The organism is Sphingopyxis sp. GW821-FHT02C12 (assembly GCF_059421785.1).
The window spans coordinates 116463-136983 of the sequence record NZ_JBWKVQ010000002.1 but is presented as its reverse complement, the minus strand read 5'-3'; the positions used below and the strand labels follow the sequence as shown (position 1 = coordinate 136983).

The 20521-nt window shown below is 66.2% G+C and carries 24 protein-coding genes; 8 read left to right on the top strand and 16 right to left on the bottom strand.

Annotated features, from left to right (window positions below):
- Positions 1–15: 15 nt before the first annotated feature.
- The 7 genes from AC07U1_RS15790 to AC07U1_RS15760 form a co-directional block, all read right to left on the bottom strand.
- Positions 16–1356: a dicarboxylate/amino acid:cation symporter gene (locus tag AC07U1_RS15790; RefSeq protein WP_495178363.1), complete on the bottom strand. Its 1341-nt coding sequence runs from the start codon at positions 1354–1356 to the stop codon at positions 16–18.
- A gap of 97 nt (positions 1357–1453) precedes the next feature.
- Positions 1454–3232: an SLC13 family permease gene (locus AC07U1_RS15785; RefSeq protein WP_495178364.1), complete on the bottom strand. Its 1779-nt coding sequence runs from the start codon at positions 3230–3232 to the stop codon at positions 1454–1456.
- A gap of 7 nt (positions 3233–3239) precedes the next feature.
- Complete coding sequence (aroC, locus tag AC07U1_RS15780; RefSeq protein ID WP_495178365.1) at positions 3240–4316, bottom strand: chorismate synthase; 1077 nt, start codon at positions 4314–4316, stop codon at positions 3240–3242.
- Between the two features lie 3 nt (positions 4317–4319).
- Positions 4320–4844: a GNAT family N-acetyltransferase gene (locus AC07U1_RS15775; RefSeq protein WP_495178366.1), complete on the bottom strand. Its 525-nt coding sequence runs from the start codon at positions 4842–4844 to the stop codon at positions 4320–4322.
- A gap of 61 nt (positions 4845–4905) precedes the next feature.
- A complete protein-coding gene (gene fabI, locus AC07U1_RS15770; RefSeq protein WP_056348874.1) occupies positions 4906–5733 on the bottom strand; it encodes an enoyl-ACP reductase FabI in 828 nt (275 codons plus the stop codon).
- Positions 5730–6806, bottom strand: coding sequence for a YihY/virulence factor BrkB family protein (locus AC07U1_RS15765; protein ID WP_082545094.1), 1077 nt, complete (start codon positions 6804–6806; stop codon positions 5730–5732). The genes fabI and AC07U1_RS15765 overlap by 4 nt, the downstream gene beginning before the upstream one ends.
- Positions 6807–6809: 3 nt before the next feature.
- Positions 6810–7748, bottom strand: coding sequence for a DnaJ C-terminal domain-containing protein (locus tag AC07U1_RS15760; RefSeq protein WP_495178367.1), 939 nt, complete (start codon positions 7746–7748; stop codon positions 6810–6812).
- Positions 7749–7890: 142 nt separating this feature from the next.
- On the opposite strand from AC07U1_RS15760, the gene pdxH reads away from it, so the two are divergent.
- Both pdxH and AC07U1_RS15750 read left to right on the top strand, forming a co-directional pair.
- Complete coding sequence (gene pdxH, locus AC07U1_RS15755; protein ID WP_495178368.1) at positions 7891–8469, top strand: pyridoxamine 5'-phosphate oxidase; 579 nt, start codon at positions 7891–7893, stop codon at positions 8467–8469.
- Entirely contained in the window at positions 8466–9281 is an 816-nt protein-coding gene (locus AC07U1_RS15750; protein WP_495178369.1) for a PhzF family phenazine biosynthesis protein, read from the top strand. Before pdxH ends, AC07U1_RS15750 begins: the two co-directional genes overlap by 4 nt.
- Here AC07U1_RS15750 and AC07U1_RS15745 read toward each other — a convergent pair.
- Positions 9276–10430 carry a serine hydrolase domain-containing protein gene (locus AC07U1_RS15745; protein ID WP_495178370.1) on the bottom strand — a complete coding sequence of 385 codons (1155 nt, stop codon included), beginning with the start codon at positions 10428–10430 and terminating at the stop codon, positions 9276–9278. The two genes, AC07U1_RS15750 and AC07U1_RS15745, sit on opposite strands and share 6 nt — an antisense overlap.
- Between AC07U1_RS15745 and AC07U1_RS15740 the strand changes: the two genes are divergently transcribed.
- Positions 10429–10872 (top strand): hypothetical protein, encoded by a 444-nt coding sequence (locus AC07U1_RS15740; RefSeq protein ID WP_492739916.1) that lies wholly within the window; start codon positions 10429–10431, stop codon positions 10870–10872. The genes AC07U1_RS15745 and AC07U1_RS15740 overlap by 2 nt on opposite strands.
- Here the strand turns inward: AC07U1_RS15740 and AC07U1_RS15735 are convergent.
- Positions 10856–11113: a hypothetical protein gene (locus AC07U1_RS15735; RefSeq protein WP_495178371.1), complete on the bottom strand. Its 258-nt coding sequence runs from the start codon at positions 11111–11113 to the stop codon at positions 10856–10858. The genes AC07U1_RS15740 and AC07U1_RS15735 overlap by 17 nt on opposite strands.
- Before the next feature lie 2 nt (positions 11114–11115).
- The gene (locus AC07U1_RS15730) at positions 11116–11889 is read right to left on the bottom strand and encodes a helix-turn-helix domain-containing protein (RefSeq protein WP_495178372.1); all 774 of its coding nucleotides are present in this window, start codon (positions 11887–11889) and stop codon (positions 11116–11118) included.
- Positions 11890–11985: 96 nt separating this feature from the next.
- On the opposite strand from AC07U1_RS15730, the gene AC07U1_RS15725 reads away from it, so the two are divergent.
- On the top strand, positions 11986–12759 hold the full coding sequence (locus tag AC07U1_RS15725) for an SDR family oxidoreductase (RefSeq protein WP_495178373.1): 774 nt from the start codon (positions 11986–11988) through the stop codon (positions 12757–12759).
- 63 nt (positions 12760–12822) lie between these two features.
- On the opposite strand, the gene AC07U1_RS15720 is transcribed toward AC07U1_RS15725, so the two are convergent.
- The 4 genes from AC07U1_RS15720 to AC07U1_RS15705 form a co-directional block, all read right to left on the bottom strand.
- A complete protein-coding gene (locus AC07U1_RS15720; protein WP_495178374.1) occupies positions 12823–13737 on the bottom strand; it encodes an alpha/beta fold hydrolase in 915 nt (304 codons plus the stop codon).
- A gap of 502 nt (positions 13738–14239) precedes the next feature.
- Complete coding sequence (locus tag AC07U1_RS15715; protein ID WP_495178375.1) at positions 14240–15121, bottom strand: pirin family protein; 882 nt, start codon at positions 15119–15121, stop codon at positions 14240–14242.
- A 3-nt stretch (positions 15122–15124) separates the two neighbouring features.
- A complete protein-coding gene (locus AC07U1_RS15710; protein ID WP_495178376.1) occupies positions 15125–15493 on the bottom strand; it encodes a cupin domain-containing protein in 369 nt (122 codons plus the stop codon).
- Positions 15493–15774 carry a BolA family protein gene (locus AC07U1_RS15705; RefSeq protein ID WP_262408131.1) on the bottom strand — a complete coding sequence of 94 codons (282 nt, stop codon included), beginning with the start codon at positions 15772–15774 and terminating at the stop codon, positions 15493–15495. Before AC07U1_RS15705 ends, AC07U1_RS15710 begins: the two co-directional genes overlap by 1 nt.
- A 113-nt stretch (positions 15775–15887) precedes the next feature.
- Here AC07U1_RS15705 and AC07U1_RS15700 point away from each other — a divergent pair, with 113 nt between their 5' ends.
- The 4 genes from AC07U1_RS15700 (at position 15888) to AC07U1_RS15685 (ending at position 19162) form a co-directional block, all read left to right on the top strand.
- Positions 15888–16442: a J domain-containing protein gene (locus AC07U1_RS15700; RefSeq protein ID WP_187141387.1), complete on the top strand. Its 555-nt coding sequence runs from the start codon at positions 15888–15890 to the stop codon at positions 16440–16442.
- Positions 16443–16464: 22 nt separating this feature from the next.
- Entirely contained in the window at positions 16465–16902 is a 438-nt protein-coding gene (locus tag AC07U1_RS15695) for a nuclear transport factor 2 family protein (RefSeq protein WP_056348843.1), read from the top strand.
- Between the two features lie 98 nt (positions 16903–17000).
- Positions 17001–17990, top strand: coding sequence for a cobaltochelatase subunit CobS (cobS, locus tag AC07U1_RS15690; protein ID WP_056351951.1), 990 nt, complete (start codon positions 17001–17003; stop codon positions 17988–17990).
- Positions 17990–19162: an alpha/beta hydrolase gene (locus AC07U1_RS15685; protein WP_495178480.1), complete on the top strand. Its 1173-nt coding sequence runs from the start codon at positions 17990–17992 to the stop codon at positions 19160–19162. Before cobS ends, AC07U1_RS15685 begins: the two co-directional genes overlap by 1 nt.
- On the opposite strand, the gene AC07U1_RS15680 is transcribed toward AC07U1_RS15685, so the two are convergent.
- Both AC07U1_RS15680 and AC07U1_RS15675 read right to left on the bottom strand, forming a co-directional pair.
- On the bottom strand, positions 19159–19293 hold the full coding sequence (locus AC07U1_RS15680; protein ID WP_262408132.1) for a hypothetical protein: 135 nt from the start codon (positions 19291–19293) through the stop codon (positions 19159–19161). The two genes, AC07U1_RS15685 and AC07U1_RS15680, sit on opposite strands and share 4 nt — an antisense overlap.
- On the bottom strand, positions 19290–20498 hold the full coding sequence (locus AC07U1_RS15675; RefSeq protein ID WP_495197742.1) for an MFS transporter: 1209 nt from the start codon (positions 20496–20498) through the stop codon (positions 19290–19292). The genes AC07U1_RS15680 and AC07U1_RS15675 overlap by 4 nt, the downstream gene beginning before the upstream one ends.
- Between the last annotated feature and the right edge of the window lie 23 nt (positions 20499–20521).

Here is a 20521-nt window from a genome sequence, read left to right as displayed (position 1 = left end):
AACTGCGCCTACACGCTATCCGGCCGCTGGCTTGCCGTCACCCTCCCCATCATCATCACGAAGATCGAGCCCGCGGGTTCCATGGTGCGGCGTATGCGCGGGGGCGTGCGGCCATTCAGCATCGGCCGGTTCGGGCACTTCGAGCATGCCTTCCCACTTGGCGATGACCGACGTTGCGACCGCATTGCCCACGACATTGGTCGCCGAGCGGCCCATGTCGAGGAACTGGTCGATCCCCAGGATCAGCGCGACGCCCTCGACCGGCAGGCCGAACTGGGTCAGCGTCGCGGTGATGACCACCAGGCTGGCGCGCGGCACGCCCGCGATCCCCTTCGACGTCACCATCAACGTGAGCAGGATCAATATCTGCGTGCCGACCGACAGATCGATGCCATAGGCCTGCGCGATGAAGAGCGTCGCAAAGCTCATATACATCATCGAGCCGTCGAGATTGAAGCTGTAGCCCAGCGGCAGGACGAAGCCCGAAACACGGCGCGGGACGCCGAAGCGGTCGAGCTGTTCGAACAGCTTGGGCAGCGCCGCTTCCGACGACGCAGTCGAAAAGGCGAGCAGCAGCGGTTCGACGATATAGCGCGCCAACGTCAGGATTCGCTTGCCGAGGAAGATTGCGCCGAGTCCGAACAGGATCATCCACAGCAAGGCGAGGCCGAGGTAGAACTCGAGGATCAGGCGCAGGAAGTCGAGCAGGATGCCGAGCCCGTTGACCGTGATCACGCCGGCGAGCGCGCCGAACACCGCAAAGGGCGCGAACAGCATCACATAGTTGGTGACCTGCAGCATCAATTCGGCAAGCACATCGACGGCGCGGACCAGCGGCGCCCCCCGCTCGCCCAGCGCCGACAGACCCACGCCGGCAAAGATCGAGAAGACGAGGATCTGGAGGATATTGTTCGCCGCCATCGCCCCGAAGATCGATTCGGGAAAGATATGCAAGATGAAGTCGCGCAGGTTGAGCGCCGAGGTTTTCACTTCGCCGATCTCCGCGGTCGGCGTCAGATCGAGCCCGACCCCCGGCTGAAGCAGGTTCACGAGCAGCAAACCCAGCGTGATCGACATGAAGCTGGCGCCGATGAACCACAACAACGACTTCAGGCCGATCCGGCCGAGCGCGGCGCTGTCCCCCATATTGGCGATGCCCGCGACGATCGTCGCCAGCACCAGCGGAGCGATGATCATCTTGATGAGATGGAGAAAGACGTCAGGCAGAATCTTGAAATAGCCGGCGATCGTCGCCGCGGCGTCCCTGTCGGCGCCAATCTGGGCATGTCCGATCGCGCCGGCGATAATGCCCAGCACCATGCCGACAAGAATGAATAAGGTCAGGCGTTTTGCCATGAAAAAATGCTCCCTGATTCCGGGCTCGCCGGATTTTATGCGGGTGGGGTAACAGCCCCTCCGACGAGGGGCAATCGCATGTTGCCGGATGGCGCGATCAAGGGGTCCAGAAGCTCAAGGCGAGCACCCCGGCGATGCCTGTCAGGATGTTGAGCGGCACCCCGATGCGTACGAAATCCATAAAGCGATAGTCGCCCGCAGCATAGACGAGGGTGTTGGTCTGATATCCGACCGGGGTCGCGAAACAGGCCGATGCGCCGAGCATCAAGGCGATCAGCAGCGGTTGCGGCGCCACCCCCGTCGACTGGGCGATCCCGATGACCAACGGCCCCATCAGCGCCGCGACGGCATTGTTGCTGAGCAGTTCGGATAGCAGCAGCGCCGAGAAATAGACGATCGCGATCACCGCCCATTGCGGTGCGCCGATCAGGATCGGGTCGAGCGCGCCGACCATCAAGGCGACCGTTCCCGCCTGTTCGAGCGCGGCGCCGACCGCGAGCATCGCGAAGATCAGGATCAGCACATCGCCATCGATGCTGCCCCACGCCTCCGACGCGTCGATGCAGCGCGTGAGGAGGACGATGGCGACACCGATGAACGCCGCGATGCCGATCGACATGATGCCGGTCGCCGACAGCAGCACCGCGCTCGCCATCACCAGCATCGCGATCCAGGCCCGGCGGCGGCGGAAGGCCGTGGCCGAGGCCATGGCGAGGCCGATCAGATTGGGATTGTCGCGCAACTGCGCGATATTCGCCTCGTCGGCATCGACCAGCAGCCGGTCGGCGGCGCGAATGCGGTTTTCCGACAGCGTTGGCCCCGGCAGATGGCGAAAGCGCGAGACGCCGAGGATGCGGACGCGCTGGCGCTGGAGGAAGGGAATTTCGGCGAGCGGACGATCGATCGAGCGATGGCTGGGCGCCACCGTCACCTCGACGACGGTCGAATCCGGATCGGGACTTTCGCCGATGCCGATCGCGAAACGCCGCTCGTTGCGCAGCGTCATCAGCGTCGCGCCGTCGAGCCGCGCGACGATCCGGTTGCCCGCCGCGAGGCGATGATTCTGAGCATCGCCTCCCGTAACCAAACGCCCTCCCGCGATCACGCCGACGATCTGCGTGGGCGCGACACCAAGGCTCGCGGCCTCCATCGCCATGTCGACCGCCGGATCATCCTCCGCCAGCCCCAGTTCGGTAAGATAAAGCTGTTCGGTCCCGTCGGCCTTTTCAGCGATGCGCGGGTAATCGGACGGCAGGAAGCGCGCCATGATCAGCAAGCCGACGACACCCGCCGCAGCGACCCCCAGCCCATAAGGCGTGATGCTGAACAGCCCGAAGCGTTCGATCCCCGCCTGTTCGGCGATCCCCGCGACGACGAGGTTGGTCGAGGTACCGATCAGGGTCAGGCAGCCACCGAGCACCGCGATCACCGACAGCGGCATCAGCAGTTTCTTCGGCGAAACCCCCAGCGCCTCGGCGAGCCGGAAACAGACGGGCATCATCACCACGACAAAGGGGGTGCTGTTGATGAAGCCCGAGACGAGCAGGCCGCCGCCGAACACTTCGAGTACCGCAAGGCGCGGGTGTTTGCGCGCGCGGTCGACGACATAATTACCGACCTTGTCGATCACCCCGGTGCGGATCAGCGCGCCCGACAGGATGAACATCGCGCCGACGGTCAGCGGCGCGCTGTTCGAAAAGACGCTGTACGCGCCCTTTTCGTCGAGCAACCCGAGCGCGAGCATCGTGCCCGCCCCCGCCACCGCGACGACCGAGGGTGAAAAGCGTTCCCAGACGAAGGCCGCGAACATGCCCGCGAGCACAAAGAGGCCGATGACCGCCTTTTGCTCCGCGACAAATGCGGCAACGAACTCCACTAGGGCATCAGCCGTTTTGGGCTCTGTGCAGCAACTTGTGGTCGGCGAGGACAAGCGCCATCATCGCTTCGACCACGGGGGCGCCGCGGATGCCGACGCAGGGGTCGTGGCGGCCCTTGGTGACGATGTCGGCGGCCTCGCCGGCCTTGTTGATCGTCGGCACCGGGGTCAGGATCGAGCTGGTCGGTTTGAACGCGACGCGCACGACGACGGGCTGGCCGGTCGAGATGCCGCCCGCGATGCCGCCGGCGTTGTTCGACAGGAAATCGGGGCGATTGCTGCCGTCGCTCGCGGGGCGCATCGGGTCGGCGTTTTCTTCGCCGCGCAGCCGCGCCGCATGGAAACCCGCACCGATCTCGACGCCCTTGACGGCGTTGATCCCCATCATCGCGGCGGCAAGATCGCTGTCGAGCTTGGCATAGATCGGGGCGCCCCAGCCGGCGGGGACGCCGCTCGCGGCGCATTCGATGACGGCGCCGAGCGAGCTTCCGGCCTTGCGCGCGGCGTCCATCAGACCCTCCCAGCGCTGCGCCGCGGCGGGATCGGGGCAGAAGAAGGGGTTGCGGTCGATTTCTTCCAGATCAAAATTGTCGGGGGTGATCGCGTCGCCGCCGATTTCGGCGACCCAGGCGTGAATCTGAACCTCGGGGATCACCAGCCGCGCGACGCCGCCCGCCGCGACCCGCGCCGCGGTCTCGCGCGCGCTCGACCGGCCGCCGCCGCGATAGTCGCGAATGCCGTACTTCGCGTCATAGGCATAATCGGCGTGGCCGGGGCGATAGGCCTGCGCGATCTCGCCATAATCCTTCGACCGCTGGTCGACATTGTCGATCATCAGGCTGATCGGGGTGCCGGTGGTCTTGCCCTCGAAGGTGCCGGACAGGATGCGCACCTGATCGGGTTCCTGCCGCTGCGTCGTGTGGCGCGACTGGCCGGGGCGGCGCTTGTCGAGATAGGGCTGGATGTCGCCTTCGGACAGCGACAGCCGCGGCGGACAGCCGTCGACGACCGCGCCGAGCGCGGGGCCATGGCTTTCCCCCCAGGTCGTGAAGCGAAAGACGCGTCCGAAGCTGTTGAAACTCATAGCCTACCCCAAGCGACCGAATGCGGGTGCATAGTCCGCCCGTCCGCCTAGCGGCCAAGCCGCGTGCGAGTCCAGCATCATCGCCATGAAATGCGGCCCGGCAAAGGGCGAGGCGAAACGCGCGGCGAGGTCGGGCGAATAACCGAAACGGGGGTAATAGGCGGTGTGGCCGAGGACGAAGCTGATCGCCACGCCTTGTTCGCGAAGCGCGTCGAGCCCGGCGCGGATCAGCGCGTCGCCGATGCCCTGCCCCTGCAGTTCGGGTGGAACCGACACCGGCGCGAGACCGGCACCCGATAGCGCGGCGCCGTCGGCCTCGATAGCCATCCGGCTGAACAGCACATGCCCGGCGACAGCGCCGCCCCGTTCGGCAATCAGCGACACCAGCGTGTCGCCGTCCTCGCCCACCATCCGCACCAGTTCGGCTTCACCCTGATGACCGAAATCGGTGCCGGCGAAGGCGGCGCGAATGACGGTGTCGATAGCGTCGGCGTCTTTTGCGGTCGCGGGCCTTATCGTGGTGGTCATACCCTCACCCCTCCCATCACTTCGCGACGGGCCCCTCCCTCTCCCTCAAGGGGAGAGGGGTTTAAGCTAAAGCGATGTCGGGCGCGTCTTCCTGCTTCATGCCGATGGTGTGATAGCCCGCATCGACATGATGCGTTTCGCCGGTGACGCCGCTCGCCAAGTCGCTGAGCAAATACAGCGCCGAGCCACCGACGTCGTCGATGGTGACGTTGCGGCGCAGCGGGGCGTTATACTCGTTCCATTTCAGGATCAGGCGGAAATCGCCGATGCCGCTCGCGGCCAGCGTCTTGATCGGGCCTGCCGAGATCGCGTTCACGCGCACCCCCTGCGGCCCGTAGTCATTCGCGAGATATTTGACGCTGGTTTCGAGCGCCGATTTGGCGACCCCCATGACGTTGTAATGCGGGATGACCTTTTCGGCGCCATAATAGCTCAAGGTCAGCAGCGAGCCGCCGCCCTTGCCGGTTTCGGGATCGAACGGCGTCATCATCGCCTGGGCGCGCTTCGCGACCGCGGTGAAGCTGTAGACGCTGATGTTCATCGTCATGAGGAAATCGTCCAGCGTGACATCGGCATACGCCCCACGCAGCGCTTCCTTGTTGGTGTAACCTATGGCGTGGACGACGAAATCGATCGTCGGCCAGCGCGCGGCCAGCGTCGCGAAGGTCGCGTCGAGATTATCCATGTCGGACACGTCGCAATCGATCAGGAAATCGCAGCCAAGCTCGTCGGCGAGCGGCTTCACGCGCTTGAGCATCACGTCGCCCTGATAGCTGAACGCCAGTTCGGCGCCCGCTCCGTGCAGCGCCTTGGCAATGCCCCAGGCGAGCGACTTGTCGTTGGCCAGCCCCATGATCAGCCCGCGTTTACCCTGCATCAGACCCGTCATTTTGTGTCTCCGGTCTTTTCAATAATGATATCGTCGACGCGCCCAATAGCGTCGTGGCCCAAATCCTCAACCTCGACGAGCGCGGCGTTCAATTCGGCGCCCATCACCATACCCAATCCGACGAGGTAGAAAAAGAACAGCGCGACCATCACACCCGCGAGGCTGCCATAGGTTGCGTCATAGCTGAGCAGGGTGGCGAGAAGCGGCGGCAGCGCCAGCGTGACCCCGATCCACCACAGGGTGGTGAACAGCGCTCCCGGCCATTTGGGGAATTGTTTGCGGCGATATTTCGACGGGGTGAGGCTGTAGAACAGCATATAGATGGCGAGGAACAGCCCCGCGCCCGACACCCCGCGCGAAATCGCGACGACCCCGACCGACTGGAAGCGTTCAGGCAGCACCCGGGTCACGAATTGCTCGATACCGACGATCAGCACCTGCATGCTGAACGACAACAGCATCAGCACGACCGCGCCGGTGATGATGCCGATCGACAGCAGCCGGTAGTGGAAAAACCCCTTGGAAAAATGAGTGCCATAGGCGCGGCGCAATATGTCGCGCACCGTCTCGATCAGGCTGCCCACCGTCCACAGCGCGACGAGCGCGCCGAGCCACAGGAAAATGCCGGTGCGCGCGGTCATCACTTCGCGGATCGGCCCCGACAGCGCCTTGGCGACGGTCGGCGGCATCGTCGAGAACACCGCCTCGATCGCTGCCTCGCCGCCGACGCTGCCGCCGAAGATCGAAAAGGCGGCGGCGAGCAGGATGAAGAAGGGGAACAGCGCGATCAGCGCCAGATAGGCGAGATTGCCCGCGTGGATGAAGCCGTCGGTATAGGTGCCGACGACGACGCGGCGCAAAATCCGGAAGACTCGGGTGCCGGGGCCGAGCGTCTCGCGCCCGCGGTCGATCACCCCCTGCGCCCGCGCGCGCAGCTTGACGCGCTTGGCACGCTCGGCGCGGGCTTCGGGCGAATGCGGCGAATGGCCTTCGGCGAGGAACTCCTTGCCTACCTCTTGGGCGACCTCGCGCTCAAGTTCGGCGACGATCTTCTTCTCGGTCGCCTCAGCCACGCATCACACGCCAAGGTCCGCGCGTACGGCACGCGCGTCGGTCCATTCGCCGACGAATTGGGTCAGCGCCGTATCGCCGGCGGGCAGGTCGACGACGAGTCGCACCAGCTGGTCGCCGCGCTCGCCATTCTTCTGGCTGAAGCCCTTGCCCTTGAGCCGCATGACCTTGCCCGAGGTCGAACCGGCGGGGATCGACAGCATCACCGGACCATCGACCGTCGGCACCTTGATCTTCGCCCCCAGCACCGCCTCGTTCAACGTCACCGGCAGGTCGAGGCGAATATTCGCCCCGTCGCGGACATAGAAGGGATGGTCCTTGACGCTGATCGTCACGATACCGTCGCCATGGCCGCCCGGCCCCGGCTGCCCCTTACCGCCGATGCGCATCTGCGTTCCCGTCTCGACCCCGGCGGGCAGTTTCAGGTCGATCGTGCCGCCATCGGCGAGCGTGATCCGCTGCGGTGCCTGTGTTGCGGCATCGACGAAGGACACGCCAAGGCGATAGGAGACGTTGGCGCCCTTTTGCGGCGGCGCGCTGCGCCCACCGAAACCGCCGAACGGTCCGCCACCCCCGCCACCGCCGCCGCGCCCGCCGAACAGCTCGTCGAAAATGCCGCCGAAATCGCTGCCTTCGTTGCCGAAGCCGCTGAACCCGCCCGGACCGCTCCGCTGGTCGCCGCGGAATCCACCGCCGCCGCCATAGCCGAAGGGCATCGCCGGATTGCCTTCGCCGTCGATCTCGCCGCGATCGAACTGGCCGCGCTTGGTCTTGTCCGACAAGATGTCATAGGCCTTGGTGACGTCGGAGAATTTCTCCGACGCCTTCGGATTGTCCTTGTTCTTGTCGGGGTGCAATTCCTTGGCGAGTTTGCGATACGCGGATTTGATTTCCGCTTCGCTTGCGCTCTTTGCGACGCCAAGGGTGGAATAGGGATCTGCCATGCTGCTCCAATAGCCCGATAAGATGTTGGCCGGAAAGGCCCGATTGCGTCGCGATGTGGGAACGGGGTGGAAGGCGGTCAAGTTCCCCTTATCGCGCGTCTTTCGCTCGACCGCGCCCGCGCGCCGCATTAGAAGCGCGCGCATGAGCAACGACCCTTTCCCCCAGTTCGACGCCTGGTTCGCCGAAGCGCGGGCCAGCGAGCCGAATGACGCCAATGCGATGGCGCTCGCGACCACGACCGCCGCCGGGCATCCGTCGCTGCGCATGGTGCTGCTCAAGGGCCATGGCCCCGACGGCTTCATCTTCTACACCAACCTCGACAGCCGCAAGGGCGGCGAGCTGGCGGCGAACCCGCATGTCGCTTTGCTCTTCCACTGGAAGTCGCTGCGCCGCCAGATCCGGATCGAGGGGCCGGTCGCCCCGGTCGACGACGCCACCGCCGATGCCTATTTCGCGACGCGCAGCCGCGACAGCCAGCTCGGCGCCTGGGCCAGCGACCAGTCGCGCCCGCTCGACAGCCGCGCGACCTTCGAGGCGCGCTTCGCCGAGGTGCAGGCGCGGTTCGAGGGGCAGGATGTCCCGCGCCCGCCGCGCTGGTCGGGCTGGCGCGTTACCCCCGAGCGCATCGAGTTCTGGCAGGATCGCGAACATCGCCTCCACGAGCGCACGCTGTTCGTGCGCGAGGGCGACGGCTGGTCGAAAGGATTTCTCTATCCATGAGCTGGCGCCGTTTTCCGATCACCCAGGTCGATGCCTTTGCCGACCGGCCCTTCGCGGGCAATCCCGCTGCCGTGATGCCGCTCGACGAATGGCTCGCCGACGATGTGCTGCAGGCGATCGCGGCCGAGAACAACCTCGCCGAAACCGCCTTTCTGGTCCCCGACGAAAGCGGTGAGGCCGATTATGAGCTGCGCTGGTTCACGCCGGGGGTGGAGGTCGCGCTGTGCGGTCATGCGACGCTGGCGAGCGGGCATGTGCTGCTGTCCGCCGCGCCCTGGCGCGACGACATGCGCTTTCGCACCCGCAAGGCCGGCATCTTGCGCGTCGCGCGCGACGGCGACGATGGGTACAAGATGGCGCTGCCGGCCTATCCGCCCGCGCCCAAGGCGATGCCCGACACCGTCAAGGCGCTCGGCGGCAATCCGGTCGAAACGCTGTGGCACGAAGGCGGCTATGCGCTGATCGTCTATCCCGATGCCGCGAGCGTGCGCGCCCTCGAGCCCGACCTGCGCATATTGAAGGAGGGCGGCGACATCCTCTATATCGCGACCGCACGCGGCACCGGCGACGCGTCGGGCGCCGATGTCGTCAGCCGCTGCTTCGCCCCCGGTGCGGGGATCGACGAGGACCCGGTGACGGGATCGGCGCACAGCGTACTGACCCCCTATTGGGCGGCGCAACTCGGCCGCGACCGCTTCGCCGCCTATCAGGCAAGCGCTCGCGGCGGCCATGTCGGGTGCCGGATGGACGGCGCGATGGTCGAGCTCAGCGGCACCTGCATCACGACGCTGGTGGGTGAGTTCCTGCTATAACGCTTCGGTCAGGTCGGCGAGGTGCCGCCGCAGTTCGGGAAACTGGTCGTCCTTGGTGATCCCGAGCCGCACGATCGTCACCCGCTGCGACGGCGAGACGATGATATATTGCCCCTGATGCCCGATGCAGGCGAACAGGTCGTTCGGGCCGCGGTCGGGCCATAGGGCGACATCTGCGCCGCGTGGGCGCGGGCGGTTGAGCCAGATATGGCCGCCATAACCCGGGTCCCTCGGCGACGGCGCGAGCATGAAGCTCATCCAGCTTTCGGGAAGCAGGCGCTGGCCGTTCACCACGCCATGGTTGCGCAGAAATTCGCCGAACTTGGCATAATCGCGTGCGGTCGCGTGCATCACCGACCCGCCGATCATCGTCCCCGCCGCGTCGAACTCCGGGGTCAGGCTGGTCATGCCGAGCGGTTCGGCAAGGCGCCCGCCGATGAAGTCGCGCATCGCATCGCGCCGCGCGTCGGGGCTTTTCGACGGGGTCAGCGTGTCGGCCAATATGTCGGCGAGGATGACGCTGGTCGCCGAACTGTAGTTGAAGACCTCGTCGGGCTGCGCCGCTGCGGGTTTGGCCTCGGCAAAGGCCGCCATGTCGGGCGCGCCGGTGCCGAACAGCATCGTCACGGTATCGCCCTGCCACACCGGGTCGCCATTTTCGACATGCTCGAGCCCCGAGGACATGTGGAGCAGATGCTTGAGGCCGATCGCGCCGCGCGGGTCGCCGCTACGTTGCCATGCCGCGACCGGCGCGGGGCCGTCCAGCGACAATTGCCCGTCGGCGACGAGGAAGCCGGTGAGCACAGCGGTGATGCTTTTCGCCATCGACCAGCTGATCAATTTGGAGTCGGGGCCGAAACCCTCACCATAACGTTCGTAGATCGGCTGGCCATCGCGCAGCACATAGAGCGCGCGCGTTTCGCCCACCGCGTCGGCATCGGCGAACAGCGCGTCGGCCTTTGCCTTGATCGCGGGCGCCAGCGCGGGCAGCGGCGTCAAGGTCTCGACCGCGCCCTTCGGCATCGGCACGCCGATCGCCGGGCCGGGTGCGGCGGGCGCGATCGTCGCGGAACCCGCGGCATGGGTCAGCGACCAGACACCGCACAGCGCGAGCGCGGCACTTGCCAGCATGGCTTTTTTCGTGATCATGGGGCCAGTGACTAACACCAACCCGCCCGCAGCCGCAACGCCCGAGCCGGTGCCGCCCCCGGCACCGCCGCCGACGAGCGAGTCGCCCATCGTGCCCGAGCGGCTGCGCAAACCGCGCCGCCCGAGCCGCTGGGGCGGCTGCCTGCCGTGGGTGGTGATCCTCGGCGTGCTCGCGGCGATTTTCCTGATCTGGAAATTCCCCTCGTTCAAGGCGCAGGCCGAACTCGGGTCGGCCTATGCCGCGCGGGTCGGTTGTTCGTGCCGCTATGTCCAGGGCCGCAGCCTCGAAAGCTGCCAGAGCGATTTCGAACCCGGCATGGAACTGGTGTCGCTGGCCGAAGACCCGGCGACCAAGACGGTCACCGGCAGCGTGCCGCTGCTAGCGTCGCGCAGCGCGCGCTTCGCCGGTGCCAGCGGGTGTTTGCTCAGGCCCGAGGATTAGGGCCGAACAGCGCCGCGCCCACCGCGACCGCCGCGGGCGTGCCGAAAACGAGGATCCAGATCGCCGCCTCTTCGCTCCAGCCGTAACCGGCGTAGAGCACCCCGACGAGCAAATTGCCGATCGAGATTATCAGCCACAGCAGGATGAACAGCCGCGTCGCGCGGCGGGTGTCACGGATCGCCAGGCGCAGGACGATCAACAGCAGGACACCCGCGATCAGCATGATGACGGTGTGCGACATAATCATTCTCCCCCTGTGATGGCGGCACTGGCGTTCCGCCGCCGCCATTCGCCCGGCGACGCCCCGAGCTTCGCACGAAAGGCCGCGCACAGATGCGCGTGGCTCGAAAAGCCCGAGGCAAAGGCGATTTCGGCGACCGACAGCGGCCGGTTCATCAGATACCAGCAGGCGCGCCGCAACCGCTGACGCAGCAGATATTGGGCCGGGGTGCGTCCGGTGGCGCGCGCGACATGGACGATCAGGCTGTTGACCGACATGCCCGCTTCGGCCGCCATATCCTCGACGGTCAGCGACATCTCGATCCGCGCTTCGATCAGCGCCAGCAGCGCGTCGATCCGCCGCGCGACCGCGACCGGCGCGGGACGCACCGCCGCGCCGTCGAGCGTGGCCGCCAGCAGCGTCAGCAACGGCGTTGCCGCCGAGGCCTCGCCCGCCGCGAGCCCGCGCACCAGCGCCGCCAGCGCGCGGTCATCGTGACCGGCAAGCGCGCGCCCGCCGGCTGCAATCGTCAGCGCATCGGCTGGAATCTCGACCGCGACATAGCGGACCGCGCCCCCTTCGGCGGCGCCGCGATACTCGCGTCCGGCCGGCGCAAGCCACATCTCACCGGGCAAGGGATCGCCGAGCGAGGTGCGGCGCCCGTCGAGCCATGTCTGCAGCCGGTGATAGCTGCCCGCTTCGTGGAGCATCAGCGCATGGGCGTCGCGTTCGATCACCCAGGTGGCCGGACCGCCCAGCCGTTCCTCGATCCTCGCCGCGGTGAGTCCCCCCTGCATCGGGCGATTATGCGCAACTGTGGGAGAATCTGAAAGCCCCGAATCACGAGCGATCCTAGCGTGACATGCCACTCTTCCAACCATGGGACCAAGTTCATGAGCATTCACGACATCAAGAGCAAAACCGTCCTCATCGCAGGCGGCGCCAAGAATCTCGGCGGCCTGATCGCGCGCGATTTCGCCGCCCAGGGCGCCGCTGCGGTCGCGGTCCATTACAACAGCGATGCGGCGCGCGCCGAGGCCGATGAGACCGTCGCCGCGATCGAGGCGGCGGGCGCGAAGGGCTTCGCCTTTCAAGCCGACCTGACCACCGCCGGCGCGGTCGAGAAGCTGTTCGCCGACGCCAGGGCCGCGATGGGCAGCATCGACATCGCGATCAACACCGTCGGCAAAGTGCTGAAAAAGCCGATGGTCGAAATCAGTGAGGCCGAGTTCGACGAAATGAGCGCGGTGAACAGCAAGTCGGCCTTCTTCTTCCTGAAGGAAGCGGGCCGCAACGTCAGCAACGGCGGCAAGGTCTGCACCCTCGTCACCTCGCTGCTCGGCGCCTATACGCCCTTTTATGCGAGCTATGCCGGCACCAAGGCGCCGGTGGAACATTATACCCGCGCCGCGTCGAAGGAATTCGGCGACCGCGGCATCTCGGTGACCGCGATCGGGCCGGGTCCGATGGACACGCCCTTTTTCTACCCGGCCGAGGGGCCCGAGGCGGTCGCCTATCACAAGACGGCGGCGGCGCTGTCGCCCTTCAGCCCGACGGGGCTGACGCATATCGAGGATATCGTGCCGTGGATCCGTTTCCTCGTCACCGACGGCTGGTGGATGACCGGCCAGACGATCCTCGTCAACGGGGGCTATACGACCAAATAGAACCCCCGAGGCGGGCGGCCCCACACCCCTCCCGGGGCCGCCCGCCGCTTCCTTCGAAGGGCGTCAGGCGAGGAAGGCGTCCATCGCGGCATTGACCGCACCCGGCGCTTCCCACGTCACGAAATGGCCGCAGCCCGGCACCTTCACGATCGTCGCGTTCGGCACCAGTTCGTCCATGCCATCGAGATTGCTCGGCGGCAGCGCGACGTCGTCGAGCGCCCAGATGACGAGCGTCGGGATTTCGAGCTTCGGAAAGGGCATCGCCGGCGGCTCGACGAAAGGCGCATCCATCGCGGGCACGTCGAGCGGCGAGGCCCGATACCAGTTGAGCATGCCGAAAGCGGCGTCGGGGTCCTCCCAGTCGGCCAGCGACCGCGCGATTTCCTCGGGCGGGGCGACCGTGCCCGCGAGGCGACCCTCGAACGCCTTGGCGAGCAGCCCTGCGAGCCCCTGTTCGCGGACCAGCGCGTCGCTCGCGGGGTCTCGGAACAGGCGGATATATTGGCTCGCGGCGCGCTGCGCGGGATCGACATGCAGAAGCCGGCCGAAGATGCCGGGGTGCGGCGCGTTGGCGATCACCGCGCGCGTGACGCGCCCGGCCCACGCCGGATACAGCCCGCCCGGCTGGCCGGCGAGCGCCACGCCCCAGCTGATCGCCCCGCCCCAGTCGTGCCCGACGATGGTGAAGGTTTCGACCCCCAGCGCATCGGCGAGCGCGAAGAGGTCGGCGATCAATTTGTCGGGGGTGTAGTCGGCAGCATCCTGCGGCTTCGACGACCCGCAATAACCGCGCTGGTCGGGCGCGATACAGCGAAAGCGGTCGGCGAAATACGGTAGCTGGTGCCGCCAGGTGCGATGCGATTCGGGAAAGCCGTGGAGGAAGATGAGCGCCGGTGCATCGCGCGGGCCGATGTCGACGACGTCGAGTTCGACCCCGGTCGAAAGCTTCACCCGCTGCTGCTCGAAATCGCCGGCCATCCTGTGCTCCCTTGAGTTGCGTTTCGCAACGAGATGGCGGGGATCGGCGAGACTGGCAAGCCATGTTGCGGCGGCCGTGGTACCGAAGGCCCGAAACCCGGCTTAAGGGCACAAAAGCCCCGCATGGATGCGCAGAAAATGTGGCCTTTGTGACTTTAAGCGGGTCAGGCGAGATAGGGGCGATCTATTCCGCGAGGCCGGCGACATGGTCATCCGACAGGATAGATCATGCCGATGTTTTTTAGGAAAGCCTTTTCGCGGGAGAGGTCGGCTTTTGGGCGGTTGCGGACATATGGATCCTCCCTGTGGCGAAGCCATGGGGAGGGGGACCGCCGCCGCAGGCGGTGGTGGAAGGGGCCGAAAACTTGCACGACGCCTGACCGCGTCGGCCCCTCCGTCAGCAGCCAACGCCGCTGCCACCTCCCCATCGCTTCGCCACAGGGAGGATTGCGAACGGCCGCTTCCCAAACCAATGCCGCGCCGGCGCGCACCTGCAGCAGACTTATGGATAGCTGACCGTCTTCGGCACCTCGGGGATCGGGATGAACTCTTCGCTGTCGCCGGGAACGAGCGGGAAATTGCCCGCTTTCCAGTCGTGCTTCGCCTGGTTGATCCTCTCGCGGCTCGAACTGACGAAATTCCACCAGACATGGCGCGGGGTCGTGAAGGCTTCGCCGCCGAGCAGCATCACCCGCGCATCGCTGTCGGCGCGCAGCGTCATCGCCTGTCCGGGTTTCAGGATATAGAGGCTGTAGCGGTCGAGCTTTTCGCCATCGAGGCTCGCGTCACCAAGCGCCACCAGCACCGCACGCTCGTCGGCATCGGCCTCGATCGGCATCGTCGCACCCGCGAGCATCAATATATCGGCATAGATCGTCGCCGCATGCTGGGTGATCGGCGAGGTCTTGCCCCACAGGCTGCCCATGACGATCCGCGCCGACACGCCGCTGTCCTCGACCAGCGGCAGATCGTCCTTTGCGACATGTTCGAACGCCGGGTCGATCTCTTCCTTGCCGTCGGGCAGCGCGAGCCAGGTCTGCATCCCCGAAATGCCCGATCCGCTCGCGCGCTCGGCCGGGGGGGTGCGCTCCGAATGGACGATGCCGCTGCCCGCGGTCATCAGGTTGCACGCGCCGGGGCGAATGGTCGCGAGCGTGCCGAGGCTGTCGCGATGCTCGATCGCGCCCTCGAACAAATAGGTGACGGTGGCGAGGTTGATATGCGGATGCGGGCGCACGTCCATGCCCTTGCCGATGTCGAAATGCGCCGGACCGAACTGATCGACGAAAATGAAGGGGCCGACCATCGTCCGCGCCTTGTTCGGCAAGGTCCGCCGCACCTCGAAAGCACCGAGATCGTGACTCGAGGGGATAATGATGTCCATCGGTCAGTCCAGCCTTTCGAGCGTCTTTCGCGTCTTTTCGGTTTCGACATTGCCGGTGTTCAGCGTCGAACCGGGTTCGAGCAGCAGCACCTGGCATTCGCCGTCGAGCGCTTCGGGACAATGTTCGGTTCCGTGCGGCACGATGATGAACTCGCCGGGTTCGACGATCACGTCGCCGGTGCGCAGCCCCATCCTCATCCGTCCCGCGACGACGAGGAACAGTTCGTCCTCGGCATCATGGTGATGCCAGTCGAACTTGCCCGCGAACTTCACCAGCTTGACCTGAAAATTGTTGATGTCGCCCGCAACGCGCGGGTTCCAATGGTCGTGAAAGCTCGCGAACGCCTCCGCCAGATTGACCTTGTCCGTCATCACCCCTCTCCCGGCGCCGTCGCCCGGATCGCGAGCGCATGAACGCGCTGCCCGGGAAGGTCGCCGAGCGCCTTGTTCACCGCCCGCTGGCGCGCGACGCGGTTCAGGCCGGCGAAGCCCGACCATTCGATGGTCAGGCTGAAATGCGATTCGCCGCTGCCGTCGTCGCCGCTGTGGCCATGATGTTTGGCGCTGTCGTTGCTGAGGGCGAAATCGGCGTCGGGAAAGGCCGCGGTCAGCAGGCTTTCCATCTCTTTTTGTACAGGTCCGGGCGTGCTCATGACTTGACCATAAGCGCTTCGTCGCCAAATGATAAGCCCTCCCCCCAACGCTTCAGACGCCCCGAGAGCCCGCCTTGCCGTCCCCGACCCGCCCGACCCGTTTCCATGGCCGCGTGCCCCGCGAAGACCGCTGCGCCGCGCCCGGATGCCGCGAGGCGGGCGAATTTCGCGCCCCGATTCCCGCGACCCGCTCACCCGACGGGCCGCCACAATATCGCTGGCTGTGCCTCGACCATGTCCGCGAGTTCAACAGCGGCTATAATTATTTCGAGGGAATGAGCGCCGACCAGATCCTGGCGGCGCAGACCCCGACCGCGGGCTGGGAAACCGAAAGCCGCACCTTCCGCCCCGCCGGCAGCGCCGACCTGCCGCCGCGCTGGGCCGATTTCAAGGACCCGATCGACGCGCTTGGGGCGCGGTTCCGCCAGCGGATGGACGAGGCGCGGCGTGAAGCGGCGAACCCCGGCCTGTCGCGCGAAGAGCATGCCGCGATGCAATTGCTGGGGCTGCCGGCAGACGCCGACCGCGCGGCGCTGCGGCGGCGCTACAGCGAGCTGGTGCGCAAATACCACCCCGACCGCAACGGCGGCGACCGCAGCCATGAGGCGAGACTCGGCGAGGTTGTTGCGGCATATCAGTTGCTGCGAAAGACGAAGGCCTTCGCCTAGGGGCTATGCAGGGAGAGCGGCGATGAGCGAACTGGACAAGAAGCGCATCGAGGTGGTTCGCCGCCATATGGCGCTGGAAATCACCCACGACTGGGACGGGGTGATCGCGACCTTCGACCATCCGCGCTACGAGCTGCTCGGTCCCGGCACGGTGTTCGACGGCGAAGCCGCCGTCCGTTCCTATTTCGCCGCCTCGCGCGAGCCTTTTCCCGACCAGGCGAACGAGGTGATCGCGATCGCCGCCGATGCCGCGACCGACACGGTGCTTGTCGAATTCTGGCTGACCGGCACCCATCTCGGGCCGCTCCGGCTCGGCCTGCGGACGGTCGAGCCGACCGGCAAGGCCTTTCGCGTGCGCATGGCGGCGAGCTTTCAGTTCGCGCCGGGCAGCGACAAGATCGTCTGCGAACGCCCCTATTACGACCAGTCGGCGGTGATGAAGGCGCTCGATCTCATCTGAAAAGGCGTTGCAAGGCGAAACCTACGCCTATACCGCGCTAGCCGAAGCGTCGGACGAACCGGCGACTCTCCCCCTGTTTGTTACGCTGGACCTCTGACATGACCGATATCCCCAACAGCCTCGCCGACCATCATGGTTCGACCCTGCTCGCCGCCCCCGATGTCGAGGTCAGCGCGCGCGAGATGTTCGGGGTCGATATCGACATGATGGTCCCCGCGTTCAGCGAGGCCGACGCACGTGTCCCCGATCTCGACCCGGCCTATGTCTTCGACGGCGACACCACGCTCGCGATCCTCGCGGGCTTCAAATACAACCGCCGCGTGATGGTGCAGGGCTATCATGGCACCGGCAAGTCGACGCATATCGAACAGGTCGCGGCGCGGCTGAAATGGCCGTGCATCCGCGTCAACCTCGACGCGCATATCAGCCGCATCGACCTGGTCGGGCGCGACGCGATCGTGCTCAAGGACGGCCAGCAGGTCACCGAGTTTCGCGAAGGCCTGCTCCCCTGGGCGCTGCAGACCCCCACCGCGCTCGTCTTCGACGAATATGACGCCGGCCGCCCCGACGTGATGTTCGTGATCCAGCGCGTGCTCGAGACCGAGGGCAAGCTGACCCTGCTCGACCAGAATCGCGTCATCCGCCCGAACCCTTACTTCCGGCTGTTCTCGACCGCGAACACCGTCGGGCTCGGCGACACGAGCGGGCTGTATCATGGCACGCAGCAGATCAACCAGGGCCAGATGGACCGCTGGAACATCGTCGTCACGCTTAACTATCTGCCCGCCGCGACCGAAAGCGCAATCATCCTCGCCAAGGTTCCCGACACCGACGACACCACCGTCGCCAATATGGTCAAGGTCGCCGATCTGACCCGCCAGGGTTTCATCAATGGTGACATCTCGACCGTGATGTCGCCGCGCACGGTGATCAGCTGGGCGCAGAATGCCGCGATCTTCAACAACCTCGGCTTCGCCTTCCGCCTAACCTTCCTCAACAAGTGCGACGAGGCCGAACGGATGATCGTCGCCGAATATTATCAGCGCGTGTTCGGCGAAGATTTGCCCGAGGGGGTGGTCGGCAAGTGATGCCGCTTCGCCACCTCGCGGTGGCGTGCGCAGCGCTGACGCTCTCCGGCTGCGCCGTCGCGGTCGACTATGGCAAGGTTCGTCATGCCGACTATGTCGCCGACGCGCGCTGCACCGCGGCGCCGGGCGCAACGCTCGATACTGATGCGCTGCCGCTGTTCTTTGCGACGAGCCGGCTGCCCGATTGCCGCACGACCGATATCCAGTTGTTGAACCATCGCGGCGACCGGATGCGTTATGGCCGGTTCAACGCGCCGCAAGAAGCCAAGGTGGACGGCAAAAAACAATTGCGCACCCCGATGGCGTTCCAGGCGCCGGGCGACTGGTGGAAGGCGCTGCAGGCCGAGACCGACCGGCGGCAGGGCCGCGTGCTGCTCTATGTCCATGGCTATCGCGAGAGTTTCGCGACCACATCGCGCGACGCGGCGCAGATCGCCCGCATGACGAATTTCGACGGGCCGGTGATCGAATATAGCTGGCCCTCGCAGCACAAGCTGCTCGGCTATGCGGTCGATGAAACCAACATGTATCACGACGTCCGCAACTTCCGCGATTTCCTCAAGACGTTGGCCGAGCAGGGCTGGGTCAAGGAAATCGTGATCGTCTCGCACTCGCTCGGCGCGCGGCTGGTGATTCCGGCGATATCCTATGTCGATCGCACGTCGAGCAGCGCCGACAGCAGCAACATCTCGAACATCATCCTCGCCTCGCCCGACATCGACCGCGAAACGTTCGAACGCGACATCGAGGAGGAGGTGCTCGCCCCCCGCCGGGTCGCGCGCGACCGGCGGATCACCGTCTATGTGTCGCACAAGGACAAGGCGCTGGCGGCGTCGCGCACGCTGCACGGCTATCCGCGGCTCGGTTCGCCCTATTGCTTCGACCCGTTCGAAGCGGCGGACCTGAAGGCCAAGGGATTGCCGGTGCGCTGCTATCCCGCGGCGGTCGCGGGCCTCACCGTCGTCGACGCGACCGACGTGTCGCGCGGCGCGACGGGGCACAGCAATTTCCTGCGCAGTTCGGTCGTGTGCCGCGATTTCGTCGACGTCGTCGCGGGCAAGCGGACGCGGCCCGAGCGGACGGCAACCCAGTTCGCGCATGTGTTCCGGCTGATGCCCGATCCCGCGATGCCGATCGAGCAGGATCAGGCGGTCTGCAACTGGATCTTCTAACCGAAGCCGCACATGATCGCGACATTGCTGAGCCAGACCACCGGCCCCTCGCCCGTCCACAGCCACAGCCCGCCGACCGCGACCACCAGGAAAATCGCGAGCGCGATTCCATCCTGGCGCTGGAGCTTCATGCCGGTTGCAACCGTTTGACCGGTCCGTCGGCGATCGGCAGGTGGATGAGCCCCGCGAACAGCCCGAGCGCGATCGAGAAGCCCCAGGCGATATTATAGCTGCCGGTGGCGTCGAAGATCAGCCCGGCGGTGTAGGCGCCAAAGAAGCTGCCGAGCTGGTGGCTGAGGAAGACGATGCCGTACAGCATCGAGAGATAGCGGATGCCGAAGACGCGCCCGACGATGCCGCTGGTCAGCGGCACGGTGCCGAGCCACAGGAACCCCATCGCGCCCGCGAAGACCAGCGCGCTGGCGTGGGTCAGCGGCAGGAACAGGAAGAGCGCGATCACCGCCGAGCGCGCGACATACAGCCCCGACAGGACATATTTCTGGCGCAGCACATCGCCCGCGCGGCCGAACACATAGGACCCGAGGATGTTGAACAGCCCGACGAGCGCGAGCACCTGCGCCCCGATTTCGATGCCGAGCCCCTTGTCGTCGAGATAGGCCGGCAGGTGCGTCGCGATGAAGGCGATGTGGAAACCGCAGACGAAGAAGCCGGCGTTGAGCAGCCAGAAGCCGCGGTGGACCGCCGCTTCGCGCAGCGCCTCGCGCGCGCTCTGCTCGACCTCCACCATGAGGTCCGAACCGCCGTCGGTCCGTCCCGCCACCCCGATCGCCAGCAGGCCGCATAGCGCGACGAGACCCGCCATGATCCACAGCGTTTCGTGATAGCCGATATCGCGCAGGAGCATCGACGCGAGCGGCACGACGAGGAACTGCCCGAGCGAGCCGCCCGCGGTGACGATGCCGAAGGCGCTGCTGCGCTTTTCAGGGCTGACGACGCGGCCGACGGCGCCGAGCACAACGACAAAGGTGGTCGCCGACTGCGCCATGCCGATCAGCAGGCCGAAGCTGATATGCAGCCCGATCGCGTCGGTCGCGAACGCCGCGCCGATCAGCCCGAGCGCATAGAGCAGCGCGCCGCCGAGCACGACCCGCCCCGCGCCATGTTTGTCGGCGAGCGCGCCGACGAAGGGCTGGACCAGCCCGAACAGCAGATTCTGCAGCGCCATCGCCAGCCCGAAGTCCGACCGGCTGATCCCGATGTCGACGCTCATCTGCGGCAGGAAGAGGCCAAAGCTCTGACGCACGCCCATCGCCAGCGTGACGATGAACGCCGCGCAGAGAATGACGATCCAAGGCTTTTTCATGGGAGAGGTCATGCCCGGCGGATGCGCCCGCGCCC

Coding starts and splice junctions, on each gene's coding strand:
- AC07U1_RS15790 (WP_495178363.1), bottom strand. CDS start 1,356: ATGGCAAAACGCCTGACCTTATTCATTCTTGTCGGCATGGTGCTGGGC.
- aroC (WP_495178365.1), bottom strand. CDS start 4,316: ATGAGTTTCAACAGCTTCGGACGCGTCTTTCGCTTCACGACCTGGGGG.
- AC07U1_RS15775 (WP_495178366.1), bottom strand. CDS start 4,844: ATGACCACCACGATAAGGCCCGCGACCGCAAAAGACGCCGACGCTATC.
- fabI (WP_056348874.1), bottom strand. CDS start 5,733: ATGACGGGTCTGATGCAGGGTAAACGCGGGCTGATCATGGGGCTGGCC.
- AC07U1_RS15760 (WP_495178367.1), bottom strand. CDS start 7,748: ATGGCAGATCCCTATTCCACCCTTGGCGTCGCAAAGAGCGCAAGCGAA.
- pdxH (WP_495178368.1), top strand. CDS start 7,891: ATGAGCAACGACCCTTTCCCCCAGTTCGACGCCTGGTTCGCCGAAGCG.
- AC07U1_RS15750 (WP_495178369.1), top strand. CDS start 8,466: ATGAGCTGGCGCCGTTTTCCGATCACCCAGGTCGATGCCTTTGCCGAC.
- AC07U1_RS15740 (WP_492739916.1), top strand. CDS start 10,429: ATGGGGCCAGTGACTAACACCAACCCGCCCGCAGCCGCAACGCCCGAG.
- AC07U1_RS15745 (WP_495178370.1), bottom strand. CDS start 10,430: ATGATCACGAAAAAAGCCATGCTGGCAAGTGCCGCGCTCGCGCTGTGC.
- AC07U1_RS15735 (WP_495178371.1), bottom strand. CDS start 11,113: ATGTCGCACACCGTCATCATGCTGATCGCGGGTGTCCTGCTGTTGATC.
- AC07U1_RS15730 (WP_495178372.1), bottom strand. CDS start 11,889: ATGCAGGGGGGACTCACCGCGGCGAGGATCGAGGAACGGCTGGGCGGT.
- AC07U1_RS15725 (WP_495178373.1), top strand. CDS start 11,986: ATGAGCATTCACGACATCAAGAGCAAAACCGTCCTCATCGCAGGCGGC.
- AC07U1_RS15720 (WP_495178374.1), bottom strand. CDS start 13,737: ATGGCCGGCGATTTCGAGCAGCAGCGGGTGAAGCTTTCGACCGGGGTC.
- AC07U1_RS15715 (WP_495178375.1), bottom strand. CDS start 15,121: ATGGACATCATTATCCCCTCGAGTCACGATCTCGGTGCTTTCGAGGTG.
- AC07U1_RS15710 (WP_495178376.1), bottom strand. CDS start 15,493: ATGACGGACAAGGTCAATCTGGCGGAGGCGTTCGCGAGCTTTCACGAC.
- AC07U1_RS15705 (WP_262408131.1), bottom strand. CDS start 15,774: ATGAGCACGCCCGGACCTGTACAAAAAGAGATGGAAAGCCTGCTGACC.
- AC07U1_RS15695 (WP_056348843.1), top strand. CDS start 16,465: ATGAGCGAACTGGACAAGAAGCGCATCGAGGTGGTTCGCCGCCATATG.
- cobS (WP_056351951.1), top strand. CDS start 17,001: ATGACCGATATCCCCAACAGCCTCGCCGACCATCATGGTTCGACCCTG.
- AC07U1_RS15685 (WP_495178480.1), top strand. CDS start 17,990: ATGCCGCTTCGCCACCTCGCGGTGGCGTGCGCAGCGCTGACGCTCTCC.
- AC07U1_RS15680 (WP_262408132.1), bottom strand. CDS start 19,293: ATGAAGCTCCAGCGCCAGGATGGAATCGCGCTCGCGATTTTCCTGGTG.
- AC07U1_RS15675 (WP_495197742.1), bottom strand. CDS start 20,498: ATGACCTCTCCCATGAAAAAGCCTTGGATCGTCATTCTCTGCGCGGCG.